A 15,296-nucleotide genomic window follows, 5' to 3' on the forward strand; every position below is an offset into this window, starting at 1 on the left:
TCCGCTAGCCCGAGGAGGCCGCGACCCACTTCTCCAGCGTCGCGGCGGCGGCCCCGCTGTCGATCGCCTCGGCGGCCCGGCCCACCCCGGTGGCGAGCGACTCCTCGACCGGCGCTCCCGGTGCGTCGTGCACGGCCAGGGCCGCGCCGGCGTTGAGCACGACGGCGTCGCGCACCGGACCGGTCTCGCCGGCCAGCACCCGGCGCACCACGTCGGCGTTGTGGGCGACGTCGCCGCCGCGCAGGTCGGCGGTGGTGGCAGGCGCGAGGCCGTACGCCGCCGGGTCGACCCGGGCCGTGGTCACCTCGCCGTCGTGGACCACCCACACCGACGAGGTCGTGGTGGTGGTCAGCTCGTCGAGCCCGTCGTCGCCACGGAACACCCAGGCGTCGACACCCCGGGCGGCGTAGACGCCGGCCATCACCGGCGCCATCCGCGGGTCGGCGCAGCCGATCGCGTTGGCCTGCGGGCGGGTGGGGTTGGCCAGCGGACCGAGGAAGTTGAACGCCGTGCCGATGCCGAGCTCGCGGCGCGGGCCGCCGGCGTGGCGCAGCGCGGGGTGGAAGGCGGCCGCGAAGCAGAAGGTGATGCCGGCCTCGTCGACCAGAGCGGCCACCCGGTCGGCCGGCAGGTCCAGGCGGATGCCGAGGGCCTCGAGCACGTCGGCGGAGCCGGACTGCGAGGAGGCCGAGCGGTTGCCGTGCTTGGCCACGCGCGCCCCCGCACCGGCAGCCACGATCGCGGCCATGGTGGAGATGTTGACCGACATCGAGCGGTCGCCGCCGGTGCCGACGACGTCGAGCAGCCGACCGGGCACCGTGATCGGGGTCGCGACCTCGAACATCGCCGCGACCAGCCCGGTCATCTCGGCGATGGTCTCGCCCTTGGCCCGCAACGCCACCGCGAAGCCGGCGATCTGGGCGGGGCTCGCCTCGCCGGAGAGGATCTCGCCCATCGCCCACCGGGCCTGGTCGTCGGTGAGGTCGGCACCCGCGACGAGCGCGCCGAGCACCTCGGGCCAGCTGGCCATGCGCGTCAGCCGGTCGTCAGGCCGTGGGGGCGGGCACGCGCGCGCGGAGCAGTCCCACGACGGTCTCGGCCAGCCGGATCGGGTCGATCGGGTGGGAGACCGCGGCCTCGGCGCGCGACCAGGTGGCCAGCCAGGCGTCCTGCGGGCGGCCGGTCAGCACGACCACCGGCGGGCACTGGTAGATCTCGTCCTTGAGCTGCTTGGCGATGCCCATCCCGCCGGCCGGGACCGCCTCGCCGTCGAGGATCGCCAGCGCGATGCCCCCGGCGTCCATGTTCTGGATGACGACCGGCTCGGTCGCCACCTCGACGTACTCCAGCTCGGGGAGGTCGGGGTGGGGACGGCGGCCCAGCGCCAGGATGACCTGCTGGCGGGTGTCGACGTCGTCGCTGTAGACGAGCACCTTCAGCGGGGCGGGCTTCGCGGTCGTGTCGCTCACGGGGCGATGCTACCGCGACTGCCCGCTAGCGTTCGGGGCGTGGTGGTCCCCCTCGTCGTCGAGCGTCGGGTCGTGCTGCCGCGCCCGGCGGCGCAGGTGTGGGCGCGGGTCACGACGCCGGAGGGCATCGCGGACGAGCTGCGCCCGGTGCTGGTGATGACGGTGCCGCCGGGGCTGCGCGGCCGCAGCATCGCCGAGGGCGACGCCCTCGTCGGCCGGCCGCTCGGCCGGGCCTGGCTGCTGCTGCTCGGCGTGCTGCCCGTGGAGTACGACGCGATGACGCTGGTCTCGGTGGGAGCGCGATCGTTCCACGAGCGCTCGACCATGCTCTCCCTGCGCCGCTGGGAGCACGAGCGCTCCGTCGTCGAGGTCGACGCGGCTCGCTGCGAGGTCGTCGACCGGCTCACGCTCGAGCCGCGCTGGGCCCCTCTCGGGGCGGTGGCGTGCCGGGTGGTCGGGGCGCTGTTCAGCCACCGCCACCGGCGGCTGGTCCGCTGGACCGATCAGCCGACCGGTCAGCCGGTCGGTCACTGACCCCCACGCTCGCGGCCCGCTCCCGTGCCTCGATGCGGTCGAGCCGGCGGTCCTCGCGCTCGGCCTCCTTCAGCGACGAGCGCACCCACTGGGCGAACAGCACCCCGAAGAAGATCAACCCGATCAGGTCGCCGGAGCCCCACAGGATGCCGCCGGCGAGGTGCTGGTCGTCGAGGGCGTCCGGCAGCCACCGACCCATCGGCCCCTCGCGCAGCGCGAGGTAGTGCTGCTCGCCGATCAGCGTCTCCTGGCCCATGATCGTGACGCCGAGGAAGGCGTGGAACGGCAGCGTCAGCACGGTCAGCAGCACCCGGAACGGGTAGCCGACCCGGCCCGGCACCGGGTCGATGCCCATGAGCGGCCAGAAGAACAGGGCGCCCACGGCGACCAGGTGGAAGTGCATCGCCTCGTGCACCCATGCCGAGTCGAGCGAGGCGTCGTACCAGCCGGTGTAGTAGAGCGCCCACGGCGAGACGACGTAGACGAGGAAGGTCAGCGGCGGGAACGACAGCACCCGGGCCACCCGAGAGTGCAGGACGGCGAGCAGCCAGCGGCGCGGCGCCGCCGGCAGCGTGCGCAGCGCCAGGGTGACCGGTGCGCCCAGCGCCAGCGCCAGCGGCACCACCATCGAGAGCAGCATGTGCTGGACCATGTGGACGCTGAGCAGGGTCTCGTCGTAGGCCGCCAGCCCGGACGTCGTGGCGAAGACGAACGAGCCCAGTCCGAGGCCGACGAAGGCCAGCGTGCGACCGACCGGCCAGGCGTCGCCGCGGCGGTGCAGCGAGCGCACGCCCACGAGGTAGAGACCACCCGCCCAGACGGCCACGACGAACGGCACCGGGGCCAGGCCCCACTCGGTGACGATGCGGCCCCAGCCCCACTCCGGGAGGTCGCCGCCGGCCGCGGCGAGGGGGCTCAGCAGCGGGACGACCACCTTGTGAAGTTTATGACGCGCCAAACCCGGGGGTCGGGGTGCCCTCCGGATCGAGCCAAGACATAATGAGCGCGTGGCGACAGCAGCGGCTTCGACGATCCCGGCATCCCGGCTCCACGGGCAGCACGGCCGACCGGACATGGTCAGCGTGGGGACCATCATCTGGCTCTCCAGCGAGCTGATGTTCTTCGCGGCCCTGTTCGCGTCGTACTTCACGATCCGGTCGGTCAGCTCCGACCTGTGGCAGCAGAACACGGACCTGCTGAACATCCCGTTCGCCTCGGTCAACACCACGATCCTGGTGCTGTCGTCGCTGACCTGCCAGCTCGGCGTGTTCGCCGCCGAGCGCGGACAGGTGGGCCGCACCGGGTCGCTGCTCGACGTGCGGGGCTGGGGCCTGCGCGAGTGGTTCATCCTGACCTACGTCATGGGCGCGATCTTCATCGCCGGCCAGGCCACCGAGTACGCCACGCTCGTGCAGGAGGACGTGACGATCCAGAGCTCGGCCTACGGCTCGATGTTCTACCTCACCACCGGCTTCCACGGCATCCACGTGACCGGCGGCCTGATCGCCTTCCTCTTCGTCCTGGGCCGCACCTACCTCGCCCGACGCTTCACCCACGAGCAGGCGGTCAGCGCCGTGGTCGTCTCCTACTACTGGCACTTCGTCGACGTCGTCTGGATCGGGCTGTTCGCCACGATCTACCTGGTCAAGTGACCGCCCGACCAACCCAAGGGACAATCGTGCGCTTCCTCAACCGCTCCGTCGGCCGGCTGTCGCGACACCGTCGCGGCCCCGTCGCGGGCCTGGTCCTCCTCCTGCTCGGCCTGCTGGTCTCGGGCGGCCTCTACGCCGGCCTGGCGCCGGCCAGCGCCGACGAGACCCGCACCGACGCCGAGCTGATCGCCGAGGGCCGCGAGCTCTTCCTGGTCAGCTGCGCCTTCTGCCACGGCCAGAACGGCGAGGGCCTCGAGACCCTCAACGGCAACATCCTCGGCCCCTCGCTGGTCGGCGTCGGCGCGGCGGCGGTCGACTTCCAGGTCGGCACCGGCCGGATGCCGATGGCCCAGCCGGGCGCCCAGGCCCCCACCAAGCCCGAGGAGCTCGACGAGGACGAGACCGAGGCGGTCGCCGCCTTCGTCGCCTCGCTCGGCCCCGGCCCGGCGGTCCCTTCGCCCGAGGACTACAGCCTCGACGGCCTCGACGACGAGGAGCGCGAGCAGGCCATCGTCCGCGGTGGACAGATCTTCCTCACCAACTGCACGGCCTGCCACAACTTCAACGGCAAGGGCGGTGCCATGCCTCGCGGCGGTGCGGCGCCCGACCTGAGCAACACCACGCCCGAGCACATCTACGAGGCGATGCTCACCGGCCCGGGCCAGATGGACTCCTTCTCCAACGGCAACCTCTCGCCCGAGGAGAAGCGCGACGTCATCGCCTACCTGATGAACCTGCGCGAGCAGCCCAACTACGGCGGCTTCACCCTTGGCGGCCTCGGTCCGGTCTCGGAGGGCCTGTTCGCCTGGCTGGGCGGCATCGGCGCCCTGGTCGCCTTCGCGGTGTGGATCGCCGCGCACACCACGCGTTCGAGCAAGAAGAAGGGCGAGACGGCGTGACCGACTCCCACGACACCCTGCCGGTCCCGGCCGATCGGCCGATCGACGACCCGGGCCTGCCCGAGCACGCCTGGCGGCCCACCGACGTCGACCCCGCGGCCGAGAAGCGCGCCGAGCGCCAGGTCGCCGGGCTGTTCGGCCTGTCCATGGTCTGCGCCGTGCTGTTCGTCGTCGCCTACTTCAGCCTCGACATCGGCGACAACCACACGACGTTCCTCGGCATGGGCGCCTCCACGCTCGCGCTCGGCGCGGCTCTCGGCGGCACCCTGCTGTTCTTCGGCATCGGCATCATCCAGTGGGCCCGCAAGCTGATGGGCGACCACGAGATCATCGAGATGCGCCACCCGGCCCGTTCCTCCGACGAGGACCGCGCCGCCACCCTCGAGGCGCTCAACCTCGGCCTCGAGGAGTCCGGGATCGGGCGCCGCAAGCTGGTGCTGTTCGGCATCGGCGGTGCCGGTTTCTTCATGCTCGCGCCGGCGGTGGTGCTGCTGCGCGACCTCGGCCCCACGCCCAACCAGGTCGCCGAGTCCGGCGTCGAGGGCGCCGGGCTCGAGCGCACCATCTGGACCAAGGGCATGCGGGTCGTGCGCGACGTCGTCGGCACCCCGATCCGTCCGGCCGACGTCGAGATCGGCGACCTGTTCAATGCCGAGCCGGCGGCGATCTTCGAGGTCGATGAGGAGGGCCACCCGCTCATCGAGGGGGTCGAGCTCCAGGTCGCCAAGTCCAAGGGCGCCGTGGTGCTGATCCGGATGGATCCCGAGGACAACAACCCGGGCCCGGGGCGCGAGAACTGGGACGTCGACGGCATCCTCTGCTACTCCAAGATCTGCACCCACGTCGGGTGCCCGATCTCGCTCAACGAGCGCAAGACCCACCACCTGCTGTGCCCGTGCCACCAGTCGACGTTCGACCTCGCCGACGCGGCGAAGGTGGTCTTCGGCCCGGCCGCGCGGCCACTCCCCCAGCTCCCGCTGGCGGTCGACGAGGAGGGCTACCTCGTCGCGCAGAGCGACTTCACGGAGCCGGTGGGGCCCAGCTACTGGGAGCGTGACTCCCAGGCAGACACGTCGAAGATCCCCGGAGAAGGTGACTCCGCATGAGCATCGACACCAGCAAGGTGGCGACCAGCAACTCCTCGGCAGCGATCGCCAAGAAGCCCGGCAGGGCGGGCGCGGTGGCCGAGTGGGCTGACGACCGCCTGGGCCTCGCCACGGCGATGAAGAAGAACCTGCGCAAGGTCTTCCCCGACCACTGGTCCTTCATGCTCGGCGAGATCGCGCTGTGGAGCTTCGTCGTGCTGCTCCTCAGCGGCGTGTTCCTCACCCTGTGGTTCAACCCCAGCATGGGCGAGGTCCAGTACAACGGCTCCTACGACGCGCTCCGCGGCATCCACATGTCCGAGGCCTACGCCTCGAGCCTGAAGCTGTCGTTCGACGTGCGCGGTGGCCTGCTGATGCGCCAGATGCACCACTGGGCCGCGATGATCTTCATCGCCTCGATGATGATCCACCTGCTCCGGGTCTACTTCACCGGTGCCCACCGCAAGCCCCGTGAGCTCAACTGGGTGATCGGCTGCCTGCTGCTGCTCCTCGGCACCCTGGAGGGCTTCACCGGCTACTCCCTGCCCGACGACCTGCTGTCCGGCACCGGCATCCGGGCCGCCGACGGCTTCATGAAGTCGATGCCGGTCGTGGGCTCCTACATGAGCTTCTTCCTCTTCGGCGGCGAGTTCCCGGGCGAGTCGATCATCCCGCGGCTCTACACCGTCCACGTGCTGCTGATCCCGGGCCTGCTGCTGGCCCTGATCGCCGCCCACATGCTGCTGCTCGTCTACCACAAGCACACCCAGTGGGCCGGCCCCGGCCGCACCGAGGAGAACGTCGTCGGCTTCCCGATGCTCCCGGTCTACGCCGCGAAGGCGGGCGGGTTCTTCTTCATCGTCTTCGGCGTGATCGCGCTGATGGGCGGTCTCCTCACGCTGAACCCGGTCTGGCTCTACGGGCCCTACGACCCGTCGAAGGTGACGGCCGGCTCCCAGCCGGACTGGTACATGGGCTGGCCCGACGGCGCGCTGCGGATCATGCCGGGCCTGGAGACCCACCTGTTCGGCCACACGCTGTCGTGGAACGTCTTCCTGCCGATCATCGTGCTGCCCGGCCTGATGTTCACGATCCTGCTGCTGCTGCCGTTCGTCGAGTCGTGGATCACCGGCGACAAGCGCGACCACCACCTGCTCCAGCGGCCGCGCAACGCCCCGACCCGCACCGCCACGATGGTCGCGCTGATGACCTTCTACGGCCTCATGTGGGCGGCCGGTGGCAACGACATCATCGCCATCCTGCTCGACCTGTCGATCAACCAGATCACCTACTTCATGCGGGTCGCGGTGTTCGTCGGACCGGTGATCGCGTTCATCATCACCCGGCGTTGGTGCATCTCGCTGCAGCGCAAGGACGAGGAGGTGCTCCTCCACGGCTACGAGACCGGCGTCATCATGCGGTCGCCCGAGGGCGGCTACTCCGAGCGCCACCTGCCGGTCAGCGAGTCGCGCGCCTACACGCTCACCGCGCGTGACCGCGACCCCGACGTCACCGCGCCGGAGTCGACGGTCGACGCCAACGGTCTCGAGGACCCGAGCTCGGGTCGCCTCTCCGGCCTGCGGCAGCGGCTGCGCACGCTGATGTACGCCGACAACGTGCAGCCGCCCACGCGCCAGGAGCTCGAGGCCGCCCACCACCACGCCGACCACGACGCCGACCACCACGCCGACCACCACGCCGACCACGAGCTGGAGTCGCGGGACCGCGACGCGCTGCCCGGTGGGCACTGACCACGACGCCTACGTCGTCCAGCTCGGGCTCGACACGTTCGGCGACGTGACGCTCGACGAGTCGGGCACGCCGCTCCCCCATGCCCAGGTGCTGCGCAACCTCCTGGAAGAGGGGGCGCTCGCCGACCGGGTGGGCGTCGACGCGTTCGGGATCGGAGAGCACCACCGCGACGACTTCGCGGTCTCCGCGCCCGACGTGGTGCTGGCCGCGCTCGCCTCGCGCACCGAGCGGATCCTGCTCGGCACCGCGGTCACCGTGCTCAGCTCCGACGACCCGGTGCGGGTCTACGAGCGGTTCGCGACCCTCGACGCACTCTCGAGCGGCCGGGCCGAGGTGACGCTGGGCCGCGGCTCGTTCACCGAGTCCTTCCCCCTGTTCGGCTTCGACCTGGCCGACTACGAGGTTCTGTTCAGCGAGAAGCTCGACCTGTTCGCCGCGCTCCGCTCGGAGCAGCCGGTCTCCTGGCAGGGCACCACCCGCCGTCCCCTGGAGGCGACCCAGGTGCACCCGCGCACCGAGCGCGGCTCCCTGCGCGCCTGGATCGGCGTCGGCGGCTCGCCGGAGTCGGTCGTCCGCGCCGCCCGCTACCGCATCCCGCTGATGCTGGCCGTGATCGGCGGCGACCCCGCCCGGTTCGCGCCGTACACCGACCTCTACCGGCGGGCGCTGACCGAGCTGGGCGCCGAGGAGCAGCTGCCGATCGGCGTCCACTCCCCGGGGTTCGTCTGGGACACCGACGCCGAGGCCCGCGAGCTGCTCTTCCCCCACTTCAAGGCCAACCGCGACCGGATCGGCCGCGAGCGCGGCTGGCCGCCCGCCACCCGCGAGCAGTTCGAGGCCGAGGCCGACGCCGGCTCCCTCTACGTCGGCTCCCCCGAGACCGTGGCCCAGCGGATCGCCACCACCGTCCGCACCCTGGGCCTCTCCCGCTTCGACCTCAAGTACAGCAACGGCCCCCTCCCCCACCCCCAGCTGATGCACTGCATCGAGCTCTACGGCACCGAGGTCGCCCCCCGCGTTCGCGAGCTCCTCGCCGCCGCCGCTGGTTGAGGAGCTTGCGCAGCAAGCGTCTCGAAACCCGGTGAGACGAACGCCCTTCCGCACCAACAGGCGACCCCCCGGCCCACGGCGTTTCGAGACGGGCCTTCGGCCTTCCTCAACCACCGGTGGCTCGGGCCCGGACGTGCCGCCAGGCACGCGAGGACAGCCCGGGCAGGTCCTCGAACCGACCCTCGATGAGGGCGATCCGCTTGGCCCGGTTCCAGCCCTGGACCCGCTTCTCGAACGCGTACGCCTCGTCGATCCGCGCGAAGTCCGCGGCCCAGGCCAGCACGACGGGACGCCGGCCACGACGGCGCGTGTACGACGCACCGAGGCCGTCCTGGTGCTGGGAGACCCGACCGTCGAGGTCGGTCGTGCTGCCGACGTAGAAGGAGCCGTCGGCGCACTCGAGGATGTAAACCCCAGGGCATGGACCGGTGGTGCCCGGTGCCCCGTGGCTTCGAAACGACGACTCCCGCTACCTGTGGACGGCCGTGCACCAAGCCGGTCTCCTCGCTGGTCGAGGAGCTCGCGCAGCAACGTCTCGACATTCACCAGGGCGCACGCCCACCCGTACCCAGGACCGACCTCGGCCCACCGGGTTTCGAGACGGGCCCTCGGCCCTCCTCAACCATCGGCAGCCGCCCCAACCGCCAGTGGGGGAGCCTGCGCACCAAGCGTCTCGAAACCCAGCAGGACGAACGCCCTCCCGTGCCCCGGACCGACTCCCGGCTCACCGGGTTTCGAGACGGGCCTTCGGCCCTCCTCAACCATCGGCAGCCGCCCCAACCGCCAGTGGGGAAGCTTGCGCACCAAGCGTCTCGAAACCCAGCAGGACGAACGCCCTCCCGTGCCCCGGGACCGACTCCCGGCTCACGGGGTTTCGAGACGGGCCTTCGGCCCTCCTCAACCAGCGGCGGCCGACGCTCGGCCCACCGGGTTTCGAGACGGGCCTCCGGCCCTCCTCAACCAGCGGCGATCAGGTCAGCATTTCTTGCGGTTGCGGCCGGGCTGGGAGACGACCTGCCACTTGCCGCCGGTGCCGGAGAAGGTGTAGCTGATGTCGCCGAGGGCGACCGTGACCCCCTTGAGGTCCTTGTTCGACCAGGTGTGGGCGTACTTGGTCCAGGCGCCGGTGACGCCGCAGGGGCGGCCCTTGGTCATCACCAGCACGTTGCCCTGGTACATGTTGAAGTCGTCGGGGCTCTCGCGGTGGTCGACGATGTCGGTCTTGCGGAACGCGACACCCCAGCGGTTGCGCTCCCACGCCTTGAGGGTGCGGGTGCCGCCGCCGTCGCGCCAGCCGAACGTCGCGGAGTAGCCGGTCACGTCGAGCACCTTGTTGAAGGCGATGCCGAACGCGTCCCGTCCCGGCAGCTTGCAGCCGTCGTAGATCGGCAGGCTGCACGACGGCGACTCGTCCTCGGTGTAGTCGTCGTTGAGCCAGGTGTAGGCACCGATCCAGTAGCCGCGGCCGCCCTCGTCCTTGAAGTACTTCGGCGGCATCACGTTGACGTCGTTGCGGCCCGAGCGAGCCAGCCGGGGCGGGGGCGCCAGGTTGTCGACCTTGCGCAGGCCGAGACCCTCGATCGCCCGGTCGAGGCGGGCGCCGCGGAGCCCGCGCTGCTGGAGCCGGAAGATCTTCTTGGAGAGCCGGTCGGCGCGGGCCTGGTCGGCCAGGGTGGTCCGGCTCGAGTCGGCTCGGGCGGCGGCCGGCTCGGCGCTAGCGGTGGTGGTGACCGGCGCGAGCAGGGTGGCGCCCAGGGCGGTGACGCCCAGGGCCAGCCCGGTCGCGCGGGCGAGCAGGGTGGTACGACGCATGGGGTGCTCCTCGGTGGGGTGGGGGCTCACGGGCGGTACGTCTTCTCCTGGTAGCGCAGGCAGGTCGGCGCCTTGCTGGCGTTGATCTCGCAGAGGCGGAGGGTGACGTAGCGGATGTTCTTGGCGTAGCTGCGCTTGAAGGTCGGGAAGGTGACCGGGTTGAAGCTGCAGCCGTCGTCGTCCTTGGCGATGATGCCGAGCTTCTTCTGCACGAACTTCTTCGGGCCGGTCAGCCCGACGAACGCCTTGAGGTAGGCGCCGTGGCCGTCGCCGCCGCCGTCACAGCGGTCCCAGGTGTAGCCACGGGTGATCTTGAAGGTGCCGCGCCGGGGGAACGAGATCATCCCGCCGGCCTCGACGTACGGCGTCGCGTCGCCGTTGGTGCTCAGGATGATGCTCTGCGGGGCCGCGGACGCCGGCGCGGCCGGCACCACGACGCCCAGCCCGGCGAGGAGGGGCAGGAGGGCGAGGAGGAGGCCGGGGCGCAGCCGTCGAGCGGGCACCCGGGACCTCGGGGATAGGAGGGTCATGCCCGCTCCCTACCCAGGTTCTTTGCCTTCAATCCCCCGGGCGCGCGTCAGCCCAGCGCGGAGCCCCGCTTGTACTCGCGGAAGGGCAGGTTCCAGTCGCCGTAGCCGTTCTCGAGGGTCATCGGCCGGTCGGTGCCGGTGTACTCGACGACGTCACCGCGCTGGGAGAGGTGGTAGAGCCAGTCGGCGTTGGCGGTGCTCAGGCCGGTGCAGCCGTGGGAGACGTTGGCGTAGCCCTGCGAGCCCACCGACCACGGGGCGGCGTGGATGAACTCGCCCGAGAAGGTCAGCCGCATCGCCCACTGCACGTTGTCGATGTCGTAGGCCTCGGCGCTGTCGGCGGGGATGCCGACGGTCTCGGAGTTCATCCGCCGCGCGTCGAACTTCTCGATGATCACCTTGGTGCCGGAGCGGGTGGTGAAGCCCGGCTTGCCGGTGGTGGTCGGCAGGGTGCGCAGCAGCTTGCCGTTGGCGAAGACCTTCATCTGGTGCGTGCGGGCGTCGACCTTGTAGACGTGGGAGTCGCCGATGTCGAAGGCGATCCGGCGGCTCTCCTGGCCGTAGATGCCGTTGCCGGCGTCGACCCCGTTGACGTCGACGTCGACGGTCACCTCGGTGCCGGGCTTCCAGTACTTCTTCGGCCGCCACCGGGCCTCGTTGTCGGAGAACCAGCGCCAGGCCCCCGGCTGCTGCGGAGACGAGGTCACCTTCATCTGCCGCTCCATCGCGGCCTTGTCGGCTACGGGCAGGTCGAACTGGACGACGACCGGCATCCCCACACCGACGGTCTCGCCGGCGAGCGGGGCGATGGTCGGGTAGGTCTGCTCGTCGAGCGTCAGCGCCCGGGTGGTGAACCGCTGGCGGCGGGTCACGGCCGAGCCTGCGCCGTCCTGGAGTCGCGCCTCGATGGTGTAGCGGGTGCCCGGCTCCAGCCGGTCGGAGGCCGACCAGCGGCTGCCGTCGCCGGCCAGCGTGCCCTCGACCGGCGGTGCGTCGCCGGTGCCGCGCACCGTCACCCCGGTCAGCGTGCCGTCGACGGCGCGGACCTCGACCAGCCGGTCGACCCCGACCGCCTTCGCGCCTCGCCGCACGTTGGCGGTGATCGTCGCCTCCGGCACCTCGGGGCTCTCCGAGGCACCCGGCGCGTCCGAGTCGCTGCCGGAGTCGTCGCCGGAGAGGGCGGAGCCCGCGTCGCAGGCGGTCAGCAGGGTCAGCCCGAGCAGGACCGCCGTCGCTGCCGCGAGTCGGCGCCGAGCAGGCGTCCTTACCGTCATCTGTGGGACTCCCCGTGAGCCGGTGGTGACATTGTGTGGTGACATGGTCAGGGCCCCCAGGTGCTCCCCAGGGGCCCTCGACAAGCGTAACCACGGCCGGGGACGAATCCCCAAACCCGGCTCAGTGAGCGTGCTCTCCGCGGTAGTACTCGAAGACCAGGCCGGAGAGCGCCAGCGTGCCGAGCACGGCGCCGATGATGACCAGCCACCAGGCGCCCATGGCCAGGCCGAAGACGATGACGCCGAGGGTGGCGCCGCACCACAGCGGCCACCACGAGTACGGCGGGAAGAACCCGAGCTCGCCCGCGCCGTCGGCGATCTCGCCGTCCGACCGGTCCTCGGGCCGCGGGTCCATCTTCTTGGCGTGGAAGCCCAGGTAGAGGGTGACCATCAGGGTCAGCAGCGTCGTCATGAACAGCGCCGACGTGCCGGTCCAGTCGCCGCCGTGCTCGCTGGCGTCGGTGACGAACCAGTACGCCGGGGTCACCAGCACCAGGAAGACGGTGCAGACCGCGAAGATCCAAGCCTCGGACTTCATCAGGACTTCTCCTCCGGGGTGTCGTCGTCCGACGTGTCGGCGCCGCGGTCCTCCAGCATCTCCTCGCGCCCGGACATGTCCGGTGCGTCGGCGAGGCCGCCGTCACGGGCCGCCTCGTTCTCCTCCAGGTCGAGCACGGCGACCTCGGGGTGGTGCAGGTCGAAGGCGGGCGACTCCGAGCGGATCCGCGGGATGGAGGTGAAGTTGTGCCGCGGCGGCGGGCACGAGGTGGCCCACTCCAGCGACCGGCCCCAGCCCCACGGGTCGTCGACCTCGACCTTCGGCCCGCGCGCGGAGACGTAGACGTTGTAGAAGAACGGCAGCGTCGAGGCGCCCAGCAGGAACGCACCGATGGTGGACACCTGGTTGAGGGTGGTGAACCCGTCGCTCGGCAGGTAGTCGGCGATCCGGCGCTGCATGCCCTCGACACCCAGCCAGTGCTGGACCAGGAACGTGGTGTGGAAGCCGACGAAGAGCAGCCAGAAGTGCACCTTGCCGAGCCGCTCGTCGAGCATCCGGCCGGTCATCTTCGGCCACCAGAAGTAGAAGCCGGCGAACATCGCGAACACCACGGTGCCGAACACGACGTAGTGGAAGTGGGCGACCACGAAGTAGGAGTCGGAGACGTGGAAGTCCAGGGGCGGGCTGGCCAGGATGATGCCGGTCAGGCCGCCGAACAGGAACGTCGTCAGGAAGCCCACCGACCAGAGCATGGGGGTGTCGAAGGTCAGCGACCCGCCCCACATGGTGCCAATCCAGTTGAAGAACTTCACCCCGGTGGGCACCGCGATCAGGAACGTCATGCCGGAGAAGAACGGCAGGTCGACCGCGCCGGTGACGAACATGTGGTGGGCCCACACCGCCACCGAGAGGATCGCGATGCCGAGCGTCGCGCCGACCAGGCCGATGTAGCCGAAGATCGGCTTGCGGCTGAAGACCGGCAGGATCTCGGTCACGATGCCGAAGAACGGCAGCGCGATGATGTAGACCTCCGGGTGCCCGAAGAACCAGAACAGGTGCTGCCACAGGATCGCGCCGCCGTGGGCGGCGTCGAAGACGTGGGCCCCGAGCATCCGGTCGGCCTCGAGCGAGAGCAGGGCGCCGGCGAGGACGGGGAACGCGATCAGCACCAGCAGGCTGGTGATCAGCGTGTTCCACACGAACAGCGGCATCCGGAACATGGTCATGCCGGGCGCGCGCATGCAGATGATCGTGGTGATGAAGTTGACCGCACCCAGGATGGTGCCGAGACCGGCCATCCACAGACCCATGATCCACAGGTCGCCGCCGACGTGGGGGGTGTTCACCGCGTCGGAGAGCGGGGTGTAGGCGAACCAGCCGAACGACGCCGCGCCGCCGGGGGTCAGGAAGCCGGAGGCCGTGATCAGGCCGCCGAACAGGAACAGCCAGTAGCTGAACATGTTGAGCCGCGGGAACGCGACGTCGGGGGAGCCGATCTGCAGCGGCATGATCACGTTGGCGAAGCCGAAGAACAGCGGCGTCGCGAACAGCAGCAGCATGATCGTGCCGTGCATCGTGAACAGCTGGTTGTAGAGCTCGTCGTTGACGACCTGCTGGCCGGGGAAGGCGAGCTCGGAGCGGATCAGCATCGCCATCAGGCCGCCGATGATGAACCAGGCGAACGACGTGCCGAGGTAGAGCTTGCCGATCAGCTTGTGGTCGGTCGTGGTCAGGACCCGGACGACCTGCTGACCCAGCGTCCGACGGGGCTGGCTCACCCCGACCGGGTTGGAAGCGGTGGCGGTCACGACGTCTCCTCGTCCTCGTGCATGCCGGCCGGCTGGTAGGCGCCCGCGGGGCCCTCGACGATGTCGTCGGCATCGTTCTTACCGGTGGCCGCGAGCTCCTCGAGGTAGTCCTCGTACTCCTCGGGGCTGACGACGTCGACCGTGAACAGCATCCGTGAGTGGTAGGTGCCGCAGAGCTCGTAGCAGGCACCGCGGTAGGTGCCCTCGGCGGTGGGCTTGATCTCGTAGTGGTTGTTGCGGCCCGGGATGACGTCCATCTTCATGAGGAAGCCGGGAACGCCGAAGTCGTGGATCACGTCGGGCGAGCGGAGCTCGAAGCGGGTGGTCTCGCCGACGGGCAGCACCAGCTTGGGGATGTAGGAACCGGTGCCGGCCTCGAAGAGCACCTTGCCGTCGCCGGCCGGCTCCTCGACGTAGTTGAACGTCCAGGACCACTTCTGGCCCACGACGTAGACGGTGTGGTCGGGCCGCTCGGACTCCTCCAGCACCAGGTTCTGGGTCTTCACCGTGTGGTTGAAGAACACGATCACCATGATGACCGGCGCGATGGTGTAGAAGATCTCCAGCGGCAGGTTGTAGCGCGTCTGCACCGGGATCGGGTCGTCGGCGCTGCGTCGGCGGAAGCGCCAGGTGGCGTAGAAGATCAGCCCCCAGACGAGCCCCCCGGTGATGAGGGCGGCGATCCACGCGCCCTGCCACAGGTTGAGGATGTGCTCGCCCTGCTCGGAGGCGGGGTCCGGCATCGCGAGCCGACCGGCCGCGGTCTCGTCCGAGCATCCGGCCAGGAACAGGGTGCTGAGTCCGAGCACGACAAGGGCGGCGGTCCTCGGGATGCCGCGTTTCCCTGCCGCGCGCCGGGGGAGCTGCAGACTCACCGAAGAGCCTTCCTCTCGAGCGATCACGGGTACTCCGCACACTATCCGAATCGGGTC

At 70.6% G+C, this 15,296-nt stretch carries 16 protein-coding genes; 6 read left to right on the top strand and 10 right to left on the bottom strand.

Annotated elements, in window-relative coordinates:
* Window positions 1–4 precede the first annotated feature (4 nt).
* Both trpD and JT721_RS18355 read right to left on the bottom strand, forming a co-directional pair.
* Window positions 5–1,030, bottom strand: a complete 1,026-nt coding sequence (trpD, locus tag JT721_RS18350; RefSeq protein ID WP_205474724.1) for an anthranilate phosphoribosyltransferase — start codon at window positions 1,028–1,030, stop codon at window positions 5–7.
* Between the two features lie 16 nt (window positions 1,031–1,046).
* Window positions 1,047–1,469: a response regulator transcription factor gene (locus JT721_RS18355; RefSeq protein ID WP_205474725.1), complete on the bottom strand. Its 423-nt coding sequence runs from the start codon at window positions 1,467–1,469 to the stop codon at window positions 1,047–1,049.
* A gap of 39 nt (window positions 1,470–1,508) precedes the next feature.
* Here JT721_RS18355 and JT721_RS18360 point away from each other — a divergent pair, with 39 nt between their 5' ends.
* Window positions 1,509–2,003: a hypothetical protein gene (locus JT721_RS18360; protein WP_205474726.1), complete on the top strand. Its 495-nt coding sequence runs from the start codon at window positions 1,509–1,511 to the stop codon at window positions 2,001–2,003.
* Here JT721_RS18360 and JT721_RS18365 read toward each other — a convergent pair.
* Window positions 1,936–2,937, bottom strand: a complete 1,002-nt coding sequence (locus tag JT721_RS18365; RefSeq protein ID WP_307828133.1) for a cytochrome c oxidase assembly protein — start codon at window positions 2,935–2,937, stop codon at window positions 1,936–1,938. The genes JT721_RS18360 and JT721_RS18365 overlap by 68 nt on opposite strands.
* Before the next feature lie 97 nt (window positions 2,938–3,034).
* Here JT721_RS18365 and JT721_RS18370 point away from each other — a divergent pair, with 97 nt between their 5' ends.
* From JT721_RS18370 to JT721_RS18390, 5 genes are read left to right on the top strand one after another with little or no spacing between them, the layout of a single operon-like run.
* Entirely contained in the window at window positions 3,035–3,655 is a 621-nt protein-coding gene (locus JT721_RS18370; RefSeq protein WP_307828137.1) for a heme-copper oxidase subunit III, read from the top strand.
* A gap of 26 nt (window positions 3,656–3,681) precedes the next feature.
* Window positions 3,682–4,554: a c-type cytochrome gene (locus JT721_RS18375; protein ID WP_205474728.1), complete on the top strand. Its 873-nt coding sequence runs from the start codon at window positions 3,682–3,684 to the stop codon at window positions 4,552–4,554.
* A complete protein-coding gene (locus tag JT721_RS18380; RefSeq protein WP_205474729.1) occupies window positions 4,551–5,660 on the top strand; it encodes a ubiquinol-cytochrome c reductase iron-sulfur subunit in 1,110 nt (369 codons plus the stop codon). The genes JT721_RS18375 and JT721_RS18380 overlap by 4 nt, the downstream gene beginning before the upstream one ends.
* Window positions 5,657–7,390, top strand: a complete 1,734-nt coding sequence (locus tag JT721_RS18385; protein ID WP_205474732.1) for a cytochrome bc complex cytochrome b subunit — start codon at window positions 5,657–5,659, stop codon at window positions 7,388–7,390. The genes JT721_RS18380 and JT721_RS18385 overlap by 4 nt, the downstream gene beginning before the upstream one ends.
* Window positions 7,380–8,441, top strand: a complete 1,062-nt coding sequence (locus tag JT721_RS18390; RefSeq protein WP_205474734.1) for an LLM class flavin-dependent oxidoreductase — start codon at window positions 7,380–7,382, stop codon at window positions 8,439–8,441. The genes JT721_RS18385 and JT721_RS18390 overlap by 11 nt, the downstream gene beginning before the upstream one ends.
* A 106-nt stretch (window positions 8,442–8,547) precedes the next feature.
* Here the strand turns inward: JT721_RS18390 and JT721_RS18395 are convergent, their stop codons facing one another.
* The 7 genes from JT721_RS18395 to coxB all read right to left on the bottom strand — a co-directional run bounded on the left by JT721_RS18395 (window position 8,548) and on the right by coxB (window position 15,239).
* A complete protein-coding gene (locus JT721_RS18395) occupies window positions 8,548–8,847 on the bottom strand; it encodes a GIY-YIG nuclease family protein (protein ID WP_205474791.1) in 300 nt (99 codons plus the stop codon).
* A gap of 569 nt (window positions 8,848–9,416) precedes the next feature.
* A complete protein-coding gene (locus JT721_RS18400; protein WP_205474735.1) occupies window positions 9,417–10,253 on the bottom strand; it encodes a hypothetical protein in 837 nt (278 codons plus the stop codon).
* A 26-nt stretch (window positions 10,254–10,279) separates the two neighbouring features.
* Window positions 10,280–10,783, bottom strand: coding sequence for a hypothetical protein (locus JT721_RS18405; protein ID WP_205474736.1), 504 nt, complete (start codon window positions 10,781–10,783; stop codon window positions 10,280–10,282).
* Window positions 10,784–10,830: 47 nt separating this feature from the next.
* Window positions 10,831–12,057, bottom strand: a complete 1,227-nt coding sequence (locus JT721_RS18410) for an Ig-like domain-containing protein (RefSeq protein ID WP_205474737.1) — start codon at window positions 12,055–12,057, stop codon at window positions 10,831–10,833.
* 121 nt (window positions 12,058–12,178) lie between these two features.
* Window positions 12,179–12,595, bottom strand: a complete 417-nt coding sequence (locus tag JT721_RS18415) for a cytochrome c oxidase subunit 4 (protein ID WP_205474738.1) — start codon at window positions 12,593–12,595, stop codon at window positions 12,179–12,181.
* A complete protein-coding gene (gene ctaD / locus JT721_RS18420) occupies window positions 12,595–14,364 on the bottom strand; it encodes a cytochrome c oxidase subunit I (RefSeq protein WP_205474739.1) in 1,770 nt (589 codons plus the stop codon). The genes JT721_RS18415 and ctaD overlap by 1 nt, the downstream gene beginning before the upstream one ends.
* On the bottom strand, window positions 14,361–15,239 hold the full coding sequence (gene coxB, locus JT721_RS18425) for a cytochrome c oxidase subunit II (protein WP_307828134.1): 879 nt from the start codon (window positions 15,237–15,239) through the stop codon (window positions 14,361–14,363). The genes ctaD and coxB overlap by 4 nt, the downstream gene beginning before the upstream one ends.
* Window positions 15,240–15,296: the final 57 nt, after the last annotated feature.

Origin of the sequence: Nocardioides sp. SYSU D00038 (genome assembly GCF_016924665.1) — a bacterium.
Lineage (GTDB): Bacteria > Actinomycetota > Actinomycetes > Propionibacteriales > Nocardioidaceae > Nocardioides.